Here is a 21,961-nt window from a genome sequence, read left to right on the forward strand (position 1 = left end):
TGAACTGGCTCCTTAGCCCTTTGGGAGGTTGGGGGGATATTAACGCCCGCCCGCCGCCTCGATAAAGCTGCCGGTGACATAGGAAGCCGCATCGGAGAGCAACCAGGCCACGGCTTGCGCCACTTCTTCCGGCTGACCGCCCCGTTGCATTGGCAACGCCGACTTCACCCGATCGACACGCCCCGGCTCACCTCCGCTGGCGTGCATCTCGGTGTAAATACAACCAGGCCTGACACAGTTGACGCGTATCCCCTGTGCAGCCACTTCCAACGCCAGGCCGGTCGTCAACGTATCCACCGCCCCTTTTGATGCCGCATAGTCGATATATTCCCACGGAGCCCCCAAGCGAGAAGCAGCGGAAGAGACGTTAACAATCGCCCCCCCCTGCCCGCCATGACGCAGCGCCATGCGTTTTACCGCTTCACGACAGCAGAGAAAATACCCGGTGACGTTAGTCGTCAGCACCTTGTTGATCCGCTCGGCAGTGAGTTGCTCAATACTTGCCTGTTGGAAGAGAATGCCCGCGTTGTTGACCAGTGCATCGATGGGTCCCAGCGTGGTCTCCAGTTCGGCAAACATCGCTACCACTTCTGCTTCGTCGGCAATATCTGCCCGCAGAGCCAAGGCTTTGCCGCCCTGCTGGTGGATCTGTGCCACCACCAGCTCCGCAGCCGCACTATCACGCAGATAGTTAACGCCCACCACATAGCCCTGTTGAGCCAATAATAACGCCCTCGCGCGGCCTATGCCCCGGCTGGCGCCGGTAACTAATGCAACCTTGGTCATACGGTTCCTTGCTGTTGATACGGTTTAATCACGGATGCGGATCACCGAACGGGTATCGCTTTTCTTGTTGATATCCCACGCGTCGGCAATATCGGCAAAGGCATGTTCCTGGGTATCGACACTGATTTTCCCTTCGGCTGCCAACGCCAGAATATCGGCAACGATGCTTTGCAACTGCGGGATCGGCGGAAAGTTGCCCGTTCCGCTGCCCAGGATCTGCAACTGCGTACTACGTAGCACCGCCGCAGGTAAGCTAATGTTTGGCCCGGCCATGGAACCCACGTTCACCAGCCGGATGCCTTGGCCGCCAGCATGGGAAGAGAGATCGTGATTGTTGAAGGTTGCCAGCAGCGCCTCCGTCGCCGGTCCCCAAATGTAGTCCACCACTACGTCATAACCCTGTGGCCCAGCAGCAGCGGTAAAGGCCTGCTGTAGCGCCAGTCCCTCAAGGCTCAGATCCACCGTTGCATCCACCTTCAGCTCATCCAGCACGCTCTGACGCCGCCCGGCAGCGACAATCCGCCCAGCACCGGCTTGACGCGCAGCTGCAACCGCAAGCTTACCCGATGTCCCGGTCGCGCCGATGATCAGGACGGTTTCCCCTGGCTGAACATTGGCTCGCCAGAACAGCGGCAACCACGCTGCCAGTGCCGGATTGATCAGCGCCGCTGCGGTCGCATCATCTAGCGAATCGGGAACTGGTACCGTCCATGAGGCCACGGTATGTTCGGCCAGCGCACCGTGTGGCTGGCGAAAAGAGGCAAAGTACACCCGTTGCCCATCTGGCGTTCTGCCTACGCCATCGGTTCCCGGCACAAACGGCAGATCCTTTGGGCTGGAATAATGTTTACCGGCCACAATAGCGCGATCTAGCTGTTTAATGCCGGCAACCATCACCTCAATAGCCACTTCATCGGCCAGCGGTTGTGGTGGCGTGAAAATGCCTAACTGGGGTACCTGACCTAACGTATTGACGACTGCCGCTTTCATACCGTTTCCTTGTTCCGTGGTGGAGACTCGTTAATCACTGATACGCTGCAATAAAAAAAGGGACACGCCATGATGGCAGTGCCCCTCGATCATCATGTTGGCGGATGGTGCTATTCGTAATCGCTCATCGGTACACAAGAGCAGAACAGATTGCGATCGCCGTAGACATCATCCAGGCGCTTCACGCTCGGCCAGTATTTATTCTCACGCACACCGGCAATTGGGAACACCGCCAGCTCGCGGCTGTAAGCGTGCTGCCAGTCGCTGACCAGTTCGGCCTGCACGTGTGGTGCATTAACCAATGGGTTGTCTTCCAATGGCCACTCGCCCTTTTGTACACGGTCAATCTCACTGCGGATCGCCAGCATCGCATCGATAAAGCGATCCAGCTCCACTTTGTTTTCCGATTCGGTCGGCTCAACCATCAGCGTACCCGCCACCGGGAACGACATGGTCGGCGCATGGAAACCATAGTCGATCAGGCGTTTGGCAATGTCCATTTCGCTGATACCGGTCTCTTCTTTCAACGGACGGATATCCAGAATACATTCGTGCGCCACACGGTGATCGCGGCCGGTATACAACACCGGATAAGCGTCTTTCAGGCGGGTTGCGATGTAGTTGGCATTGAGGATCGCCACCTGGCTAGCCTGCTTCAGCCCTTCCGCACCCATCATGCGGATATACATCCAACTGATTGGCAAGATAGAGGCGCTGCCGAACGGTGCGGCAGAAACCGCGCCCTGCTGAGTGGTAACGCCGTCAATCTGCACCACGTTGTGACCTGGAACGAACGGTGCCAGATGCGCTTTCACACCGATTGGCCCCATGCCTGGGCCGCCACCGCCGTGAGGGATACAGAAGGTTTTATGCAGGTTGAGGTGTGACACATCCGCGCCGATATAACCCGGCGTGGTGATCCCCACCTGTGCGTTCATGTTGGCACCGTCCAGATACACCTGGCCGCCAAACTGATGCACGATCTGGCACACTTCACGGATGGTTTCTTCATACACGCCATGGGTCGACGGGTAGGTGACCATGATGCAGGAAAGGGCTTCCCCGGCCTGCTCGGCCTTCACCCGCAGATCGTGCAGATCGATGTTGCCGTTCTTGTCACAGGCTACCACCACCACGCCCATGCCCGCCATCTGAGCGGAAGCCGGGTTGGTACCATGCGCCGAGCTTGGGATCAGGCAGATATTACGGCCAGCCTCGTTGCGGCTTTCGTGGTAACGGCGGATCGCCAGCAGACCAGCATATTCGCCTTGCGCACCCGAGTTAGGCTGCATGCACACGGCATCGTAACCGGTCAGTTGCACCAGCCACTGGGAGAGTTGCCCAATCATCAGTTGATAGCCTGCCGCCTGCTCTGGTGGGCAGAACGGGTGCAGTTCAGAGAACTCAGGCCAGGTGATCGGGATCATCTCTGCGGCGGCGTTCAGCTTCATGGTACAGGAGCCTAGCGGGATCATCGCCTGGTTCAGCGCCAGATCTTTACGCTCCAGGCGGTGCATATAGCGCATCATCTCGGTTTCGCTGTGATAGCGGTTAAATACCGGATGCGTGAGGATCGGATCTTTGCGCAGCATGGCCGCCGGGATCGACTGGCTGTTGTTGCTCACGGCCGCATCCAGCGCATCGATATCCAGACCGTGGTTATCGCCTGCCAACAGAGCAAACAGCGTCTGCACGTCTTCACGGGAAGTGGCTTCATCCAGCGTGATGCCAACCGCACCGTGGATATCCGTGCGCAGGTTGATACCGAAGCCCAGTGCGCGTTCCAGTACCGCGGCTTTGTCTTTCACTTCCACGGTCAGGGTATCGAACCAGGTTTTATGGCGCAGTGACAGACCCGCTTGTTGCAGGCCAGCAGCCAGGATATCGGTCAGACGATGGATGCGCCCGGCGATACGTTGCAGACCTTGTGGGCCATGGTACACCGCATACAGGCTGGCGATGTTGGCCAGCAGCACCTGCGAGGTACAGATATTCGAGTTGGCCTTTTCGCGGCGGATATGTTGTTCACGGGTTTGCATCGCCATGCGCAGCGCGGTATTACCGGCAGCGTCGCGGGACACGCCGATGATACGACCCGGCATCGAGCGCTTGAATTCGTCACGGCAGGCGAAGAACGCCGCGTGTGGGCCACCGTAGCCCATTGGCACACCGAAGCTTTGCGCAGAACCGAATACCACATCGGCCCCTTGCTTGCCCGGTGCCGTCAGCAGCACCAGCGCCATAATATCGGCTGCCATGCTAGTGACGATTTTGCGCGTTTTCAGCTCTGCCAACAGGGCGCTGTAATCGTGCAATTCACCCGTGGTGCCGACCTGTTGCAGCAACACGCCGAACACGCCTTGCAGCTCCAGCACCTTCGCCGGTTTGTCGACGATCACATCAAAGCCAAAGGTCTCGGCACGGGTACGAACTACGTCCAGAGTTTGCGGATGCACATCGTCAGCCACAAAGAAGCGGTTGGCGTCTTTCAGTTTGCTGGCACGTTTGGCCAACGCCATCGCTTCTGCGGCAGCGGTAGCTTCATCCAGCAAGGAAGCGGAGGCCAGATCCAGCCCGGTCAGATCGAGGGTCACGGTCTGGAAGTTGAGCAGTGCCTCAAGGCGGCCTTGCGACACTTCTGGCTGATAAGGCGTATAAGCGGTGTACCAGCCTGGATTTTCCAGCATGTTGCGCAGGATCACCGGCGGCGTCAGCACCGCGCTGTAGCCCATACCGATATAGGATTTGTAGCGCTGATTCTGCGAGGCAATCGCCTTCAGTTCGGCCAGCGCCTGATGTTCCGTGGCCGCATCGCCCACCGGCGGAGGCCCGGGCAGTTGAATATCGGCTGGCACAATCTGTTGGATCAGCGCGCTGAGCGAGCGAGCGCCCACCGCTTCCAGCATCTGCTGCTGTTGCTCTGCAGAAGAGCCGATGTGGCGTTCGATGAACGCTTCGCTGTGTTCAAGTTGGCTGAGTGTCTGAGTCATTGCTACAAATTCCTGAATGCTTGCGGGGTACGGGATATAGCCTGAACTGCAAAACGCCCCACATGAGAGTGGGGCGTGATAGGGCTTATTCGTCGATGGAAGCCTGGTAAGCACCGGCATCCAGCAGCTTGTCCAGCTCTGACGCATCGCTTGCCTTGATGCGGAACAGCCAGCCTTCGCCGTACGGTTCGCTGTTGACCAGCTCCGGGGAGCTTTCCAGTTCGCCGTTGACCGCGATGATTTCACCGCTGATTGGCGCGTAAATATCGGAAGCGGCCTTGACCGACTCCGCAACGGCACAGTCATCACCCGCGGAAACGGTAGTGCCGACTTCCGGCAGATCGACAAATACCATATCGCCCAGCAGTTCCTGCGCGTGTTCGGTGATACCTACAACGTATTCGCCGTTGCTTGCGTCACGCACCCACTCATGGGAGGTGGCGTATTTCAATTCTGTTGGCACATTGCTCATTGGCCTGTTACTCCTTCGAAGAATAAAAACTAATTGATCAGTGACTTACCGGCACGTACAAAACCTGGCTTACAGACCTTCACTGGCATTTCACGGTTACGGATCTGCACGATAGCCTGCTCACCGATACCGGCTGGAACTCTGGCCAGCGCAATGCTGAAGCCCAAGGTCGGTGAGAAAGAACCGCTGGTGATCACACCAACCTGCGGCTGACCTAACGCATCGGTAAAATGCACCGGCAGCTCATTACGTAATACGCCTTTTTCCGTCATGATCAAGCCGACCAGTTGTTCAGTGCCTTTTTCACGCTGCTGTTCCAGCGCTTCACGGCCAATAAACTGGCGATCCTGCGGTTCCCAGGCCACGGTCCAGCCCATATTGGCGGCTAATGGCGAAACGCCTTCGTCCATTTCCTGACCATAGAGATTCATACCGGCTTCCAGACGCAGGGTATCCCGCGCACCAAGTCCGGCAGGTTTTACCCCAGCGGCCAGCAGTTGCTGCCAGAAATCGACGACCTGCTCTTTCGGCAGAGCAATTTCATAGCCTGCTTCACCGGTATAGCCGGTGGTCGCAATAAACAGATCCCCCGCCTGCACGCCGAAGAAGGGCTTCATGCCTTCCACCGCCTGCTTCTGTTCCGGGGTAAACAAGGTGGCGGCGCGCTCTTTGGCCTGTGGGCCTTGCACCGCAACCAGCGCCAGATCGTCGCGCACCGTCAGCTCAACGCCGTACGGGGCCGCATGCTGCTCGATCCAGGCCAGATCCTTTTCGCGGGTGGCGGAGTTCACCACAAGGCGGAAATAGTCTTCGGTAAAGAAATAGACGATCAGGTCGTCGATCACGCCACCGGACGCATTCAGCATGCCGGTATACAGCGCCTTACCAGATTGAGTGAGTTTGGCGACATCGTTCGCCAGCAGGTAACGCAGGAATTCACGGGTACGAGCACCGCGCAGATCCACGATGGTCATATGGGAGACATCGAACATGCCGGCATCCTGACGCACGGCGTGGTGTTCATCAATCTGGGAGCCGTAGTGCAGCGGCATCATCCAGCCATGAAAATCTACCATGCGCGCACCGCACGCCACGTGCTGGTCGTACAGTGGGGTTTGCTTTGCCATCTTTTCCCTCTTTCCACTCAAGTAGCCGAAGACAGGGTGTTATTACGCAATAAGGCGGGGGTAACTCGCGGGCCTGATTGCGCGAAACACGCTGGCTGCTCAACACAAATGCCTCGCCAATACTCAACGACGCAAACGATACCTTGGCCCTGACGTTAACACCGAACGACCCCATTAACCATAAGTTAAAATAGGCACGACCAGGTTCAGGGTCAGTAAAATGCCGCGTTAGTTTGCAGAGTTTTTCACTGGAAAAATGCGCTTTAAGGCACAAAATTAACAATTAAAGCGGTGAAAATCCGAAGTTATATAACAAACAGCAACTGGAATGGAGAATATCGGGTTTTGATAACCGACCATGGAATTAGAAAAAGTAATGAGAAAATTTGCCTGGAATTAGAATTTCTCAAACGAAGGCAGGTATAAGGAAGATTGATGGATGGCGGGTAGAGGCCTGCACCGCAGGCCTCTGAAATGCTCAGACTAACCAGTCCGGCAGATCGTTAAGGCCCATGGCCTGGCGCACCAGTTTTGGCTTCACGCCCGGCAGGCTGTCTGCCAGCCTTAGGCCCACGTCACGCAGCAGCTTCTTCGCCGGGTTGTGGCCCGCAAACAGCTCCCGGAAGCCTTGCATACTGGCCAGCATCACTGCCGCACCGTGTTTACGGCGGCGTTCATAACGACGCAGATACAGATGCTGGCCGATGTCCTTACCCTGACGCTGCAGGCGTTTAAGCTCGGATATCAGCTCGGCGGCATCCATAAAGCCCAGATTCACACCCTGCCCGGCCAACGGATGTACGGTGTGCGCCGCATCCCCCACCAGCGCCAGACGATGGCCTGCAAAGCTGCGGGCATAACGCCCGGTGAGCGGGAATGTCAGCCGTTCGCTTTCGAGCTGGCAGCTGCCCAGACGCATATCGAAGGTCATTGCCAGCTCGCGGTTAAAGGCTTCCGGCTCCAGTTGTTGCAGCCGTTCGGCCTCTTCTGGCGCGACCGACCAGACAATCGAACTTAAATGGGGATCGTTAAACGGCAGGAAAGCCAGGATCCCTTCGCCATGAAACACCTGACGCGCCGTAGCTTGGTGCGGCTCTTCGGTACGAATGGTGGCGACCAACGCGCTGTGGCGGTAATCCCAGAAAGTTAACGGAATATCGGCATGCTGACGCAGCCAGGAGTTGGCCCCATCGGCACCGATCACCAAACGGGCGGTTAGCATACGGCCATCTTCCAGCGTAACGAAGGCGTCGTTTTCCCCCCATGCAACCTGTTTCAGCGCAGCCGGAGCTAGCAAGGTCACGTCGGACAACGTGGCCGCCTTGCGCCACAACGCCTGCTGGATCACTTCGTTTTCAATGATATGGCCGAGATGGCTGAAACCACATTCATCGCCACGAAAGGCGATCTTGCCGAAGCTGTCGCGATCCCAGACTTCCATTGCGTTATACGGACTGGCGCGCAGGTTGAGGATCTCATCCCATACGCCAATCCTTTGCAGCAAGCGCTCGCTGGCGGCGTTAATGGCTGAGACGCGCAACGCTGGCTGTGCTGACAGCGGTGATAATTCCGGCTGCCGGTGTTCCAGCACCGCCACGCGCAGGCCACTGCCCTGCAAACCGCAGGCCAGAGCCAATCCCACCATACCGCCACCGGCGATAATCACATCAAATGATTGCATGCTGCTTGAGTTCCTTAAATTTGCGGACACTTAGTTTTTATGACCAGTCCCCCTCACCCCAACCCTCTCCCACAGGGAGAAGGAGCCAGCACCGTGCTGTGGTCAGGTATTAGCGTTCAACCCAGCCTAAGGTGCGCTTGGCAAAGGCATCGCGCAAGGCCGGTGATTGCTCCATCGCCATCAACCCAAGATTGCGTCCGGCCACCAACGGCGCATAGCTATTGGCAAACAGGCGGATCAAACCGTCGGTGACGCCGATAGTCGCCTGCTGATCTTGCTGCCGTCGTTGCTGGTACTGGCTCAACAGCGAATAAGCCCCCAGATCGGTTCCCGCCTGCGCGGCTTCCGCCAAAGTTTCCGCCAGCGACATCACATCCCGCAGGCCCAGGTTAAACCCCTGCCCAGCGATCGGATGCAGCGTTTGCGCCGCATTGCCAACCAGCGCCAAACGGTGGCTGACATGCTGATTGGCCTGCAACAGGCTCAGTGGATAGCTGTGGCGCTTACCTGCTTTCAGCATCTTGCCCAACCGCCAGCCGAACGCCTGCTGCAACTCACTGAGAAAGCGCTCGTCACTCCAGCTATCGACCTGTTCACGATTTTCCAGTGCGTGGCACCAAACCAGCGAGCTACGCCCGTTAGACATCGGCAACAGCGCCAGCGGTCCGTAACGGGTAAAGCGTTCAAACGCCCGCCCTTGCGGTGCTTCAGCCGTTGAGACATTGGCAATGGTGGCAAACTGCAGATAATCGCTCTGCTGCCACTGAATATTGCAGGCCTGCGCCAGCGCCGAGCGTGAGCCGTCTGCGGCTACCAACAACTGCCCCTTCAGGCTCCGGCCATTATCCAATTGCACTTCGGCGCAATCGGCGGTACGCAACACGTCGACCACTTTGGCCGGGCAATGCAGAGTGACGCCAGGTGCTTTAGCCAGCAAGGCAAACAGCCGTTGCCCAGCATCGTGCAGCTCAATCACCTGCCCCAGGGCTTCAACCTGATAGTCCTGAGCGTGCAGGTTCACAAAACCGGCATGCCCACGATCGCTGACGTGGACGTGAGTGATCGCCGTGGCACAGTCCCGCAGCGCAGCCCAAACGCCGATACGCGCAAGCTGTTGGCAGGTTCCCTGCGCCAGCGCGATGGCCCGGGCATCAAAGCCAGGATGCGCGCGATCGTCCGGCCTGGTTGCCTCCACCAGATCGACGGCCACCTTGCCCTGAGTCAGCGATGAAATTGCCAGTGCCAACGTCGCACCCGCCATCCCACCGCCCACAATGATTACGCTCATGTTATCTGGCCGCCGCCATCAAGGCTTCAATGGCATCAGCATCCTTCACCACGCTGGCGGTCAGATTTTCATTACCGTCTTGTGTGATCAGAATGTCATCTTCGATACGGATGCCGATCCCGCGATACTCCTGCGGCACATCAGCATCCGGCGCAATATACAGACCAGGTTCAACCGTCAACACCATGCCAGGCTCCAGCACGCGATCGCGGCTCGCTGAACCATAGTGGCCAACGTCATGCACATCCAGCCCCAGCCAATGACTCAGGCCGTGCATAAAGAACGGACGGTGCGCCTGTTCGGCAAACAGCTGTTCCACGTCGCCTTTCATCACGCCCAGATCCACCAGCCCGGCGATCATGATGCGAACGACCTGATCGTTCACTTCGCGGATGCTGACGCCCGGTTTAAACATTTCCAGCGCCTTGTCGATCGACGCCAGCACGATGTCGTACACCGCACGCTGCGGCTTGCTGAACTTGCCGTTCACCGGGAAGGTACGGGTGATATCCCCCGCATAGCCACGATATTCACAGCCAGCATCGATCAGCACCAGATCGCCGTCGCGCATTTCACATTCGTTTTCGGTGTAATGCAGGATGCAGCCATTTTCACCGCTGCCGACGATGGTGTTGTAAGACGGATAGCGGGCACCATGGCGGTTAAACTCGTGCAGGATCTCCCCTTCGAGCTGATATTCGAACATACCCGGGCGGCACTTCTGCATGGCACGGATATGTGCCAAAGCGCTGATCTCACCGGCACGGCGCATTACCGCCACCTCTTCCGCTGATTTGAACAGACGCATATCATGCAGCCACGGGCGGTAATCCGTCATGGTTGCCGGTGCGGCCAGGTTCTGACGGAAGCCTTTACGCAGTTTATCCAATGCGCCGAACAGGATTTCATCGGCATAGGCATATTGCCCCTGCGCGTGATACACCACGTCCAGCCCGTTGAGCAGCAGGTGCAGTTGATCGTTGATTTCGTCGAAGGCCAGCGCGCGGTCTACCCCCAGCTTGGCCGGAGCCGCATCTTGACCCAAACGGCGGCCAAACCAGATTTCTGCCGTCAGATCGCGTACGCGGTTGAACAGCACGCTGTGATTATGGGTTTCATCACTCTTCACCAGGATCAGCACCGCTTCCGGCTCGTTGAAGCCGGTCAGATACCAGAAATCGCTGTTCTGACGATAGGGGTACTCAGAGTCTGCGCTGCGTGTCGCTTCCGGTGCGGCGAAGATAACGGCCGCACTGCCCGCAGCCATCTGTGCCAACAATGCCTGACGGCGATTATGAAATTCCTGCTGGGTCATCACATCTCCTGAAATCGGTTTATGCCACCTTCTGAACGTCATCAGAGAGGGGTTATCAACGCTCTTGGCCAACGGACGGATCCAATGGTCAGTGCAACGTCGGCCTTTTATTTTCCGGGGCCGTCGGTTTCTGGCGGGTAAATTCAGTATGGCAAAGCAGCGCGGCAACACGCACATACTCCACCACTTCTTCCAGCGACTGTTCCAGCTCTTCCTGGTCTTCGCCTTCGTCATAACCCAGTTGAGCGATATTACGCAGATCGTCGATCGCTTCGCCCACTTCATCTTTCACCTGCGCCAGCTTAGGCTGCATCATGCCCAACCCCAGCAGGAAGTGGTTTACCCAACCCGCCAAGGCATCCGCACGGTCAAACACGCTGACGGTTTCGCCTTCCGGCATCATCAGTTGGAACATGAATTCGTCATCTTCCAGCGTATCACGGGTGATTTCATGCAGTTGCTGTAACGGTAGGCTCAACGCCTGCGGGAAGGCAATGCCTTCGTTGGTCAGATCAAACACCAGGGTCTGCCAGCTGGCATCGCGGTTGCCGCCGCACAGCAGGCCACTGATCAATCCGTGCATCTCGGCTGCGGTCAAGGCAACCGCCTGCTGGTTAAGAGCCACGGTCAAAGATTGGTAACTTGGAAATGTATTCTGTATAGACATGCGCATTCGTCATCGTTGGCAGGATAAGTTCGTGTTATGCTACCACCAAGGTCCGTTGGTATACCAGTTGAGGCAACACCTCAGTGGCTAGTTATAATCAGCGCAGGCCGGGCAAACATACGGTAAATACGCATTTTACATCTGTTTTTTGTCTGGTAAGGTTGGGCGCGGTAGATTACAACCAGGTACTGAAAAAGTGTTGAATCTTGGTACCGGGGTATATATAGTGGCGCCCGCTTCGGTGGCCCGGCAATGGCTGACCGGTGCTGGCGCGAAATTTAGGCAGGAAGGTGGCATGTCTGCACAACCGGTAGATATTCAAATTTTTGGCCGATCGTTAAGAGTCAATTGCCCGCCAGAACAACAAGATGCGTTGAACATGGCAGCAGAAGATCTTAACCAACGGTTGCAAGATCTTAAAGTTCGCACTAGAGTCACAAATACAGAGCAACTCGTATTTATCGCGGCATTGAACGTCTGTCACGAACTTGCTCAAGAACGCTTGAAAACGCGTGACTATGCGGCCAATATGGAACAACGAATTCGTATGCTGCAACAGACCATTGAACAAGCGCTGCTTGAACAGGGTCGCATCTCTGAACGTCAGGATGCACAATTTGAATAACTAAGTTGCTGGGGTTGAAGGCCCCGGCAATGAGTGAAAAATTTCTCTGAGATGTTTGCCTGCGGGCCAGTCCCCTGAGCCGATATTTAGTACCAACAGAATGTGATGATCCATGATCGGTGTGCATGCTCGGCCCGTCCGAGAAGCCTTAAGATTGTGACAGCACGTTCACCTTGAACCATGGGTTCAAGGGTTACAGCCTGCGACGGCATCTCGGAGATCCCTTCACCTGCGTTTTCAGTGTGTTAACTCATCACGACTCGCGGATCCAGCACAATGTCCTTACATCCCCAGTTCGCTCAGCAACGCCAACTCATCCGTAACGAAATACGTCAACGACGCCGTGCCTTAACGCCCGCTCAACAGCATGATTTTGCCCAGCAGATGGCCAACAATATTGCGCAGCATCCGCGTATTCAGGCAGCTCAATGCGTTGCGGCATTTCTCTCTTTTGACGGTGAACTGGATACCACCCCATTGATCGAACAGCTGTGGCAACTGGGCAAATCAGTTTATCTGCCCGTCTTGCATCCCTTCAGCCCCGGCAACCTGCTGTTCCTGCATTACACCGCGCAAACGCCGCTGGTGAGCAACCGCTTCAAGATCCTCGAGCCTGCGCTCGATGTCCGTCACGTCTTGCCGGTATCACTGTTGGATGTGGTGTTGACGCCGCTGGTCGCCTTCGACTCGACAGGACAACGGCTGGGGATGGGGGGAGGATTTTACGATCGCACCTTGCAGCACTGGCAGCACGCCGGCCCCTATCCGATGGGGATTGCGCACGACTGCCAACGGGTTACCTCCTTGCCGGTGGAGCATTGGGATATTCCCCTGCCAGAGATCATTACCCCTTCGCAAACCTGGGCTTGGCCGACCTCCAGATAGCAAAAGGCCGGATTGCTCCGGCCTTGATGTTTTCCGTTGGTTACCGATTACAACAACAGGCGGGCACGGATGGTCCCTTCAATCGCTTTCATGCGCTGCAACGCCACTTCGGCACGTTCGGTTTCCGCTTCGATATCGATCACCACGTAGCCGATTTCCGAGCTGGTCTGCAGATACTGGGCCGCGATGTTCACCCCTTCTTCGGCGAAGATCTGGTTAATCTGCGTCAGAATGCCTGGGCGATTTTCATGAATGTGCAGCAAACGGCTGGCGTTCGGACCATGGCCCGGCAGTGAAACCTCTGGGAAGTTGACCGCTGACAGCGTAGAGCCGTTATCGGAATACTTGGCCAGCTTGCCAGCCACTTCATCACCGATATTCTCTTGCGCTTCCTGGGTTGAACCGCCGATATGCGGCGTCAACAGCACGTTGTCGAACTCGCACAGTGGGGAGTTGAACGGATCGGTGTTAGTTGCCGGCTCTTCCGGGAACACATCGATGGCCGCGCCGGCCAGATGATCGCTCGCCAAAGCATTACACAGTGCCGGGATATCCACCACGGTTCCGCGTGAGGCGTTGATCAGGATCGCTCCTGGTTTCATCAGTGCCAACTCTTCGGCACCGATCATGTTCTTGGTCGACAGGGTTTCCGGCACGTGCAGCGTGAGCACATCGCTCATATTGAGCAGATCGGACAGATGGCGCACCTGTTGAGCATTGCCCAGCGGCAGCTTGTTCTCGATGTCGTAGAAGAACACCTTCATCCCCAGGCCTTCCGCCAGGATGCCGAGCTGAGTCCCGATATGGCCGTAACCAATGATCCCCAGTTTCTTGCCGCGTGCTTCATACGAGCCGACAGCCAGTTTTTCCCACTGGCCACGGTGGGCCTTGGCGTTGGCTTTTGGGATACCGCGCAGCATCAGCAACAGTTCGCCCAGCACCATTTCGGCTACGGATCGAGTATTGGAGAAAGGTGCGTTAAACACCGGAACGCCGCGCTTGGTGGCCGCCTTCAAATCAACCTGGTTGGTGCCGATACAGAAACAGCCCACCGCCACCAGTTTCTCTGCGGCCGCGAAGACTTCCTCGGACAGATGCGTACGCGATCGGATACCGACGAAGTGCGCATCACGGATGGATGCCTTCAACGCTTCGGTGTCTAACGCACCTTTATGGTATTCAATGTTGCTATATCCGGCAGCACGCAGGTTATCTACGGTGCTCTGATGGACCCCTTCTACCAACAGGAACTTAATCCTGTCCTTCTCCAATGATACTTTTGCCATTTACCCGACCCTATAAGCAGACTTCAGAAGCGGCTGTAACCCAAAATCAACAGCACATCCCTCCAACATAACAAAAATAACGCGCCCGGCAATACAAACGATTGCCTGGCCGTCAGCACAAGGATCAGTGATGTCGGTGGTTTCTGGTGGAAAATGCCATAGGGAAAGATTTAGGCAGAAGCTTAATGGAGGTTATGAAGGGAATGTGACATATGTCACCAAATTCGCCGATTTTGAGAAAAGATATTTTAGGACAAGAATTATTGGCAATACCCCTCACCCTAACCTTCTCCGACAGGGAGAGGGGACTAAACGTGCCACAGCTTACCAGCGGCACGTGCATTCAGGGGCCGGTTATCTGACCACTTTTTTCACGCCATCTGGCGTACCGACCAGCGCAACGTCCGCGCCACGGTTGGCAAACAGGCCGACGGTCACCACACCGGCAATGCCGTTAATCTTGTTTTCCAGCGCGATGGCGTCGAGGATATCCAGGTTGTGCACATCCAGGATCACGTTGCCATTATCGGTCAACACGTTCTGGCGGTATTCTGGCAGGCCGCCCAGCTTGACCAGCTCGCGCGCCACGTAGGAACGGGCCATCGGGATCACTTCTACCGGCAGTGGGAATTTACCCAGCACGTCAACCTGCTTGGTGGAATCGACAATGCAGATAAACTGACGGGCAATGGCCGCAATGATCTTTTCACGGGTCAGGGCTGCGCCGCCGCCTTTGATCATCTGCATATGGCCGTTGATCTCATCGGCACCATCAACGTAGACATCCAACGAATCCACTTCATTGGTATCGAAAACGTGGATCCCCAGGCTTTTCAGCTTGGCGGTTGAAGCGTCTGAGCTGGATACCGCGCCTTCGATCTGGTGTTTGATCGAACCAAGTGCATCGATAAAGTGAGCCGCGGTAGAGCCGGTGCCCACGCCCACGATAGTGCCAGGTTTGACGAATTCCAATGCCGCCCAGCCTACCGCTTTTTTCAGTTCATCCTGAGTCATGATGTGTTCATTGCCTTTGTACGAAAACGTGTGCGTATTATAAAGTAAATCATTGGCAGCAACTCAGGCGAAGCACACTTATTTAACCTGCCGCACATTTCTGGCCCTCCATGAGCGGTTCGATTTGCAAAGATGGCCGGGATTTTTTCCCCTGGCAAAGCGCAAAAATGTGGCATAGTGCCTGAATCAATTTACTTTAAGGGATCTTCTCTCCGATGAAACGCCCAGACTATAGAACGCTGCAAGCGCTGGACGCGGTGATCCGTGAGCGTGGCTTTGAGCGCGCGGCACAAAAACTTTGCATCACCCAATCGGCGGTATCCCAGCGCATTAAACAGTTGGAAAACCTGTTCGGCCAACCGCTGCTGGTACGTACCGTGCCACCACGCCCAACCGAGCAGGGTCAAAAACTGCTGGCCTTGCTGCATCAGGTCGAGCTGCTGGAAGAAGAATGGTTAGGGAATGACAATGGGGTCGATACGCCGCTTTTGCTGTCGCTGGCGGTCAACGCCGACAGCCTGGCAACCTGGCTGTTACCGGCGCTAAAACCGGTGCTGGCCGACTCCCCGGTGCGCCTGAACTTGCAGGTAGAAGACGAAACACGCACGCAGGAACGACTGCGACGGGGGGAAGTAGTAGGCGCGGTGAGTATCCAGCCGCAACCACTGCCGAGCTGCCTGGTCGATCGTTTGGGCGCGCTGGACTATCTGTTCGTCGCCTCGAAAGCCTTTGCCGATCGCTATTTCCCCAACGGCGTGACCCGTTCCGCCCTACTGAAGGCGCCGGCGGTGGCATTCGATCATCTCGACGATATGCATCAGGCATTTTTACAGCAGAACTTCGATCTCTCGCCGGGCAGCGTCCCCTGCCATATCGTTAACTCCTCTGAAGCTTTTGTGCAGTTGGCACGGCAAGGCACCACCTGCTGTATGATCCCACACTTGCAGATTGAGAGAGAGCTGGCTAGCGGTGAGTTGATCGATCTGACTCCGGGCCTGTTCCAGCGCCGCATGCTGTTCTGGCACCGTTTTGCGCCGGAGAGCCGCATGATGCGTAAGGTGACCGATGCGCTGTTGTCGCATGGGCATCAGGTGTTAAGGCAGGATTAAAGGCGCAGCGTGATGCCGCGCCTGGGCAAGAGATTGCTTACTGCGCGGCGTTACGTTGCAGCTCGAACACCACATCCACCTGATCGTCAAAGTGAATGCTTTGCTGTTCGTAAGTTTGAGCGGCATCGGCTTGTGGTGCCGCAGAAGCGGCTTTAAACATGCGTGCTACCGGCATCGGTTGGTAGTTGGCTACGTGGTAGCGAATGCTGTACACCGGCCCCAGCTTGGCCTTGAAGCCCTGCGCCAATGAAGCCGCTTGCTGAGTGGCGTTTTCAATCGCCTTTTGCCGCGCCTGCTCACGATAAACATCCGGGTTAGCCACCCCGAGTTCGACCGCACGGATCTCGTTCAAACCCGATTTCAGCGCACCATCCAATAGTTCGTTAAGCTTATCCAACTGACGCAACGTCACCTGTACCTGACGCACAGCCTGGTAGCCTTTCAGCTGCGACTCGCCGGTCTTCAGATAGTCATATTCTGGTTGGGTACGCAGGTTGGCCGCGTTGATATCTTTCTTTTCGATACCGTTTTTTTGCAGGAAGTCGAAGTACTGCGCCACGCGCTCATCAACCTGTTTTTTCGCCTGGGCGGCATCTTTGGCAGAGACGCTGACCTCGATTGCCAAAGTAGCAATATCTGGGGTGGCGTCTACGCTGGCTGTGCCAGAGGTGACCACGTGTGGGCCTTCAGGAACTTCTGCTGCCTGTAACGCCAGCGGTAACGTGCCTAATCCAATCATTGCGGCCATGGCCAATGCTTTAAGCTTCACAGTGTCTCCTTAAATGACTCATTGCTTGTTCTCAAAGCTAACACATCCTGCCGCCCTTGGAATTCGGATTAGTGACAAAGGGTCGCGTTGTTCTGAAAAAATTGGACATCGCATCCCGGAAATTGTGTTTACTAGCAGGTTGGGAGCATACGCTCTGCGACAAACAAAGCAGCGCTTCCATCTACCGATTACGCAACTCACTTAAATTGCATAAATAATCCTCATCTTTCCATTGAACTCTCCCAGAGACTTTCCTAGAATCTGGTGCATAAAAAATAGTCACTACGCCAGCAAAAACCATCCATAACAAACTGGCGGTCATCCTTGTACGACTTTCGCCCGCTCGTCCACCAGTCGAATTAAGCTGTACCGAACTCACCCCGGCAAGGGATGGCCTTTCGGGGGAAAGCCACTTAAGGAGAAGGCTGACATGGCAAATAACATCTATCTCACTATTAAGGGAAAAAAACAGGGGCTCATCTCAGCAGGATGCTGCACCCTTGATTCCATTGGAAATAAATACCAGATCGTGCATAAAGACCAAATCCTGGTTCTCCAGTTCGATCATGCCATCAGCCGCAGCCAGCACACCATCCATCACCCGATAAAATTCTGCAAACCCATCGACAAATCTTCCCCACTCTTTGGCATCGCCATCAGCAACAACGAAGAACTTGAGCTCCTGTTTGACTTTTACCGCACAACACAAACTGGAGCACAAGAAAAGTACTATTCCATCCAACTGACTGGAGCGACTCTGAAAAACATCACGGTATCCTACCCGCATGCCCTAACCCATGCAGAAAACCAGCCCGAAGAAATGATTACAGTCGCCTACCAGAGCATTGACTGGAAACACCATATCGCCGGAACTGGCGGCTACAGCATCTGGGACGATCGCGTGTATTAAGAGGAAAGGAAGCTATGCAGAACAACATCGTTGCCCGGAACCAATTCTGTGACATCACCCAGATAAAATTCAGAAAGTGGGATGAGATCGACGCGATGTACTGGAAACTAACCAAAAATAACCCTGAGCGGAAAAGCGGGGAATACTACTCAAACGCCTACAAAGATGCATACGTTCAGTACAACAGAAGACTCATCATCGAATCTGCCAATGCCTTCGGCATTCCGCCGGAACTTCTGGGGGGAGTTGCCTGGATTGAAACGGGGGGCAAGCCGGAAGAATACAAACCCCTGATTATGAACTGGCGAGAGCAATTCAGCTTCATGAAAAACGTCAAACCAGCAGACCATACCTCTGTCGGTTCTGTAGCCATGCAAATTCGTGTCGCCGCCACCACGCTGGGACTCGACCCTGGCACACTGACCACTCGTGATCAATTGGAACTTGCCACTTGCCTGCTGGAGGACGAATTCAACTTGCGTCTGGTTGCACAACACCTCAGAGACCTGATTCTTTATGACTACCCAGATGCCGCTACACTTCATCCGACAGATGTACAGTACAGAATGGCTGGCATCCGCTATAACCGGGGAATTGAACGCCAACGGGATGACTTCATCCGGTGGATAAGTGACAATCTCCAAAAAGGTGATATCAACTGGCCCTACATCTCCTACGGCGAACGCTTGCTGTCCATTCGCCCCCACATCAAAAAACTGCTGGGAATAAACTGGTGAAGGCATACCAAAAAAGACTGGTCGAAATCCTTTCCCTAGGTGGATACTTTGTCCTCGTTTATCTGTGCATGCAGGTTTTTAGCGTAGGTGAATATGACTGGATGCGGGAGTCAGGCGACAGCGTATGTAGCGTGCCCCTTGACCCGGATGACACAAGAGACATCACCGCGCCTCTATTCCTGTTCTTCCTGGGGACGCCTCTCCTAATAGCCCTGATACGGGACATCATCTTTAAAGATGTTTTCAAAGCAATTCTTTATGGCTTTGGGCTAGCGGTGATTATTGTCTACTGGTGGTGGTCATTTTGGGGGAAATATAGCGCTTGTACTATCTGAATACATGCCTAACAAAAGTATTGATGTGGCTTATAGCCGATGAGTGCTACCCGTTTAATGAGTTCCAAGGGTCATTGTGGTCATGTCAATCGTAAGGGTATAGCATGTGGCTAAACGGGCGCAGCATGCAGCGCCCCTACGTTAGAACATGGTCGATTAGAGGTTAGCCCCGTGCCAGGCCAATTGCAGCGCAATGGCCCACATCACCACCCCCACTAGGACGTTGATAATGCGCTGTGCCGTTTGGGTTCTTAGCCACGGAGCCAGCCACGAGGCCAGCAATGCCAAGGCAAAGAACCAGACCACCGAAGCGCTAACCGCGCCAAGGGCAAACCATGAGCGGATATCTGGCGTCAGTTGGCCTCCCAGGCTGCCGAGCACCACAAAGGTGTCGAGATACACGTGCGGATTCAGCCAGGTAACGGCCAACATCGTCACCACAATACGCCAGCGGCTTTGCTTCATCTCCTGCGCCGCGGCCAGTTCCAGATGTTGGCTAAATGCGGTGCGGAAAGCTCCCCAGCCGTACCACAGCAAGAAAGCAACGCCACCCCAGGTTACCAGCGCCAACAGCAACGGTGAACTGCTGAGCAAGGCGCTACCGCCAAAAATACCGGCACAAATCAAAACGATGTCGCTCAACGCACACAGCGAAGCGGTCATCAGATGATAATGGCGGCGGATCCCCTGGTTCATCACAAACACGTTTTGGGGGCCAAGCGGCAGGATCATCGCGGCGCTCAAGGCAAAGCCTTGCAGATAGATGGCTAACATGGTGTTCCTTCTGGAAATTTAAGCGCCAGCAAAGCGGCGTGTGCTGTTCAACACGCGCATCATACGAAGAGAAAATTATTAGGGGAAATGGATAATTCTAATCGGGCATCAGTAATACTAATGATTAATCATTGCGGCGATGGCCAATCCACGCTTCAATCTGGATTGGGAAGACATCCGGTGCCTTTCTGAACATCCGCCGCACCAGATCCAGCACGGTATGCTGGGATAGCGCCTCTTCCATCCGTTGCTGAGCGACATTCATCACCTGACGCACGCCGCAGATCCCTTCGCAGGCCCAGTCGGGGGCCGGTTCATCAAACACGGCCATGCGTTGGCGGATCTCCTTACAGTCAAAGATCGTCTTTTCACCATCGATGGCCGCAACGATATCCAGCACGGTGATCTGATCGGCCGGTTTGGCCAGCCGGAAACCGCCGCCTTTACCCTCAGTGCTTTCAACCAGCTTAGCCTTGGCGAATTTGGTGAAGATCTTGGCCAGATAGTCATAAGGCACGCCCTGCAATTCGGCGATTTCACGCACGCTCATCTCGCGCCCTTCACCCTTGCTGTCGACCATACACATCAGGCTATGGATGCCATACTCCACCCCGGAACTGTAGAACGCCATGTTTTCTCCGCACGATTAACTCTGAGTTAAATAGTAAATTCTTCCTCGCACCGATGCAATGCCGGCGGATTGGAACATTTTTAACATTATAAAATTCAATGTATTAAACAAACACCCTCCACACTTTGATGTAAAACGCTTGATGATCTTAACTACGATCAATATAGTCGCAGTTAAAAGTTAAGTTCAATTGTCAGATGAAACACCAGCGGAGTCACAGCATGAAACAACAAATTCTTATCCTGGGTGCCGGTTTTGCAGGGATGTGGGCAGCATTGAGCGCGGCTCGGTTAACCGATCTTCATGGTCGTCACGATATCGAGATCACCGTGCTGGCCCCTCGGCCAGAGTTGCGCATCCGCCCACGTTTCTATGAGGCAGGGGTAGAAAACTTCGCCGCTCCGCTGTTGCCGCTCTTCGCCGCAACCGGCGTGAAATTCATCACGGGGGTGGCCAGCGAAATTGACAGTGCAGGCCAGCAGGTCTGGTATCACAACGAGCAGGATCAGCTTGCTGCTGTACGTTACGATCGCCTGGTCATGGCAACAGGAAGCCAGATGGCCCCTGCCCTGTCAGGAGCACAACAGTATGCCTTCGACGTTGACCAGATGGAGAGTGCCGCCCGCCTGGAACAACATCTGGTTGCGCTGGCCGAACAGCCGGAAAGCGTGGCGCGTAATACCGTTATCGTGTGTGGCGGCGGCTTTACCGGCATTGAACTGGCCACCGAATTGCCAGCACGTTTACGTGCCATTCTCGGCGATTCTGCCGCAATTCGCGTGATTATCGTCGATCGTAGTCCGGTAGCGGGTGGGCGCTACAGCGAACAGTTACGCGACGTCATTGAGCAAGCCTCGGCCGAGTTAGGAGTCGAGTGGATGTTGAATACCGAGATTAAGGCGATCGACGAAAGCGGGCTGACGCTGAAAAACGGTGAGCACATCGCCTCCCGCACCGTTGTTTTAACCGTGGGTGTACAGGCTAGTCCGTTGACACGGCAAATCGCTGCGGAGCGCGATCCGCAAGGCAGACTACACGTCGATGGGCAGTTACGAGTGATTGGGCAAAACGCGGTTTATGCCACGGGCGATGTCGCTTTTGCCAGCACTGACGATCAAGGCAACCACGCCCTGATGACCTGCCAGCACGCCATCATGTTAGGCCGCTTTGTTGGCTATAACGTAGCCGCCGATCTGATTGGCGTTGAACCTTTGCCTTACAGTCAGGTGAATTACGTCACCTGTCTGGATCTGGGAGCATGGGGCGCGGTGTATACCGAAGGCTGGGATCAGGTAGTGAAATCCACCCGGGAGGAGGCGAAGAAAATCAAAGTCGCCATTACCAACGAACTGATCTATCCCCCGCAAGCAGAGCGTGAAGCGGCCTTTACCGCTGCCGATCCGTTAGCACCGTTTGTTTGACCCCTCATCCCAACCTTCTCCCACAGGGAGAAGGAGCCAGTCCGGCGTCATGGGCAGGTAATGTGGCGTAGGGGCGCTGCATGCTGCGCCCGTGTTAAGGCCAGGTGCAGGAGTAAAACTGTGGCACATTCGGTCCCCTCTCCCTGTGG

General features: G+C 55.5%; 21 protein-coding genes and 1 other RNA gene. 8 read left to right on the forward strand and 14 right to left on the reverse strand.

The features are described 5' to 3' along the window. Window positions 1-39 precede the first annotated feature (39 nt). The 9 genes from U869_RS0123760 to U869_RS0123800 form a co-directional block, all read right to left on the reverse strand. Entirely contained in the window at window positions 40-786 is a 747-nt protein-coding gene (locus U869_RS0123760) for an SDR family oxidoreductase (protein ID WP_025122086.1), read from the reverse strand. A 24-nt stretch (window positions 787-810) separates the two neighbouring features. Continuing rightward, window positions 811-1,776 (reverse strand): alcohol dehydrogenase, encoded by a 966-nt coding sequence (locus U869_RS0123765; RefSeq protein ID WP_025122087.1) that lies wholly within the window; start codon window positions 1,774-1,776, stop codon window positions 811-813. Window positions 1,777-1,886: 110 nt separating this feature from the next. Beyond that, a complete protein-coding gene (gcvP, locus tag U869_RS0123770; RefSeq protein WP_025122088.1) occupies window positions 1,887-4,766 on the reverse strand; it encodes an aminomethyl-transferring glycine dehydrogenase in 2,880 nt (959 codons plus the stop codon). A gap of 85 nt (window positions 4,767-4,851) precedes the next feature. After that, complete coding sequence (gene gcvH, locus U869_RS0123775; protein ID WP_025122089.1) at window positions 4,852-5,238, reverse strand: glycine cleavage system protein GcvH; 387 nt, start codon at window positions 5,236-5,238, stop codon at window positions 4,852-4,854. 29 nt (window positions 5,239-5,267) lie between these two features. Beyond that, window positions 5,268-6,365, reverse strand: a complete 1,098-nt coding sequence (gcvT, locus tag U869_RS0123780; protein ID WP_025122090.1) for a glycine cleavage system aminomethyltransferase GcvT — start codon at window positions 6,363-6,365, stop codon at window positions 5,268-5,270. Window positions 6,366-6,843: 478 nt separating this feature from the next. Beyond that, the gene (gene ubiI / locus U869_RS0123785) at window positions 6,844-8,046 is read right to left on the reverse strand and encodes an FAD-dependent 2-octaprenylphenol hydroxylase (RefSeq protein ID WP_025122091.1); all 1,203 of its coding nucleotides are present in this window, start codon (window positions 8,044-8,046) and stop codon (window positions 6,844-6,846) included. 109 nt (window positions 8,047-8,155) lie between these two features. Continuing rightward, complete coding sequence (gene ubiH / locus U869_RS0123790; protein WP_025122092.1) at window positions 8,156-9,334, reverse strand: 2-octaprenyl-6-methoxyphenyl hydroxylase; 1,179 nt, start codon at window positions 9,332-9,334, stop codon at window positions 8,156-8,158. A gap of 1 nt (window position 9,335) precedes the next feature. Further along, window positions 9,336-10,649: a Xaa-Pro aminopeptidase gene (pepP, locus tag U869_RS0123795; RefSeq protein WP_025122093.1), complete on the reverse strand. Its 1,314-nt coding sequence runs from the start codon at window positions 10,647-10,649 to the stop codon at window positions 9,336-9,338. A gap of 88 nt (window positions 10,650-10,737) precedes the next feature. Beyond that, complete coding sequence (locus tag U869_RS0123800; RefSeq protein ID WP_025122094.1) at window positions 10,738-11,316, reverse strand: YecA family protein; 579 nt, start codon at window positions 11,314-11,316, stop codon at window positions 10,738-10,740. Between the two features lie 295 nt (window positions 11,317-11,611). On the opposite strand from U869_RS0123800, the gene zapA reads away from it, so the two are divergent. The 3 genes from zapA to U869_RS0123810 all read left to right on the forward strand — a co-directional run bounded on the left by zapA (window position 11,612) and on the right by U869_RS0123810 (window position 12,826). Next, a complete protein-coding gene (gene zapA / locus U869_RS0123805) occupies window positions 11,612-11,941 on the forward strand; it encodes a cell division protein ZapA (RefSeq protein WP_021179791.1) in 330 nt (109 codons plus the stop codon). Window positions 11,942-11,981: 40 nt separating this feature from the next. Then, window positions 11,982-12,165: non-coding RNA, 6S RNA (gene ssrS / locus U869_RS31075), on the forward strand. A 52-nt stretch (window positions 12,166-12,217) separates the two neighbouring features. Continuing rightward, complete coding sequence (locus U869_RS0123810; protein WP_025122095.1) at window positions 12,218-12,826, forward strand: 5-formyltetrahydrofolate cyclo-ligase; 609 nt, start codon at window positions 12,218-12,220, stop codon at window positions 12,824-12,826. 47 nt (window positions 12,827-12,873) lie between these two features. Here U869_RS0123810 and serA read toward each other — a convergent pair whose 3' ends face one another. Both serA and rpiA read right to left on the reverse strand, forming a co-directional pair. Next, window positions 12,874-14,112 carry a phosphoglycerate dehydrogenase gene (serA, locus tag U869_RS0123815; protein ID WP_025122096.1) on the reverse strand — a complete coding sequence of 413 codons (1,239 nt, stop codon included), beginning with the start codon at window positions 14,110-14,112 and terminating at the stop codon, window positions 12,874-12,876. 354 nt (window positions 14,113-14,466) lie between these two features. Further along, window positions 14,467-15,126: a ribose-5-phosphate isomerase RpiA gene (rpiA, locus tag U869_RS0123820; RefSeq protein ID WP_025122097.1), complete on the reverse strand. Its 660-nt coding sequence runs from the start codon at window positions 15,124-15,126 to the stop codon at window positions 14,467-14,469. Window positions 15,127-15,341: 215 nt separating this feature from the next. On the opposite strand from rpiA, the gene U869_RS0123825 reads away from it, so the two are divergent. Then, window positions 15,342-16,235, forward strand: a complete 894-nt coding sequence (locus tag U869_RS0123825; RefSeq protein ID WP_021179788.1) for a LysR family transcriptional regulator ArgP — start codon at window positions 15,342-15,344, stop codon at window positions 16,233-16,235. 37 nt (window positions 16,236-16,272) lie between these two features. Here U869_RS0123825 and U869_RS0123830 read toward each other — a convergent pair whose 3' ends face one another. Continuing rightward, window positions 16,273-17,004 (reverse strand): oxidative stress defense protein, encoded by a 732-nt coding sequence (locus U869_RS0123830; protein ID WP_025122098.1) that lies wholly within the window; start codon window positions 17,002-17,004, stop codon window positions 16,273-16,275. Window positions 17,005-17,434: 430 nt separating this feature from the next. Between U869_RS0123830 and U869_RS0123835 the strand changes: the two genes are divergently transcribed. From U869_RS0123835 to U869_RS0123845, 3 genes are read left to right on the forward strand one after another with little or no spacing between them, the layout of a single operon-like run. Beyond that, a complete protein-coding gene (locus U869_RS0123835; protein ID WP_025122099.1) occupies window positions 17,435-17,914 on the forward strand; it encodes an Hcp family type VI secretion system effector in 480 nt (159 codons plus the stop codon). A gap of 14 nt (window positions 17,915-17,928) precedes the next feature. Continuing rightward, complete coding sequence (locus tag U869_RS0123840; protein WP_025122100.1) at window positions 17,929-18,651, forward strand: hypothetical protein; 723 nt, start codon at window positions 17,929-17,931, stop codon at window positions 18,649-18,651. Beyond that, window positions 18,648-18,986 carry a DUF2645 family protein gene (locus tag U869_RS0123845; RefSeq protein WP_025122101.1) on the forward strand — a complete coding sequence of 113 codons (339 nt, stop codon included), beginning with the start codon at window positions 18,648-18,650 and terminating at the stop codon, window positions 18,984-18,986. Before U869_RS0123840 ends, U869_RS0123845 begins: the two co-directional genes overlap by 4 nt. 156 nt (window positions 18,987-19,142) lie before the next feature. Here the strand turns inward: U869_RS0123845 and argO are convergent, their stop codons facing one another. Together argO and U869_RS0123855 are read right to left on the reverse strand one after the other, a co-directional pair. Continuing rightward, entirely contained in the window at window positions 19,143-19,760 is a 618-nt protein-coding gene (argO, locus tag U869_RS0123850; RefSeq protein ID WP_025122102.1) for an arginine exporter ArgO, read from the reverse strand. Window positions 19,761-19,884: 124 nt separating this feature from the next. After that, complete coding sequence (locus U869_RS0123855) at window positions 19,885-20,391, reverse strand: Rrf2 family transcriptional regulator (protein ID WP_025122103.1); 507 nt, start codon at window positions 20,389-20,391, stop codon at window positions 19,885-19,887. Between the two features lie 221 nt (window positions 20,392-20,612). On the opposite strand from U869_RS0123855, the gene U869_RS0123860 reads away from it, so the two are divergent. Next, a complete protein-coding gene (locus tag U869_RS0123860; RefSeq protein WP_025122104.1) occupies window positions 20,613-21,812 on the forward strand; it encodes an NAD(P)/FAD-dependent oxidoreductase in 1,200 nt (399 codons plus the stop codon). Window positions 21,813-21,961 lie beyond the last annotated feature (149 nt).

This window comes from Serratia sp. H1w (assembly GCF_000633355.1).
Lineage (GTDB): Bacteria > Pseudomonadota > Gammaproteobacteria > Enterobacterales > Enterobacteriaceae > Chania.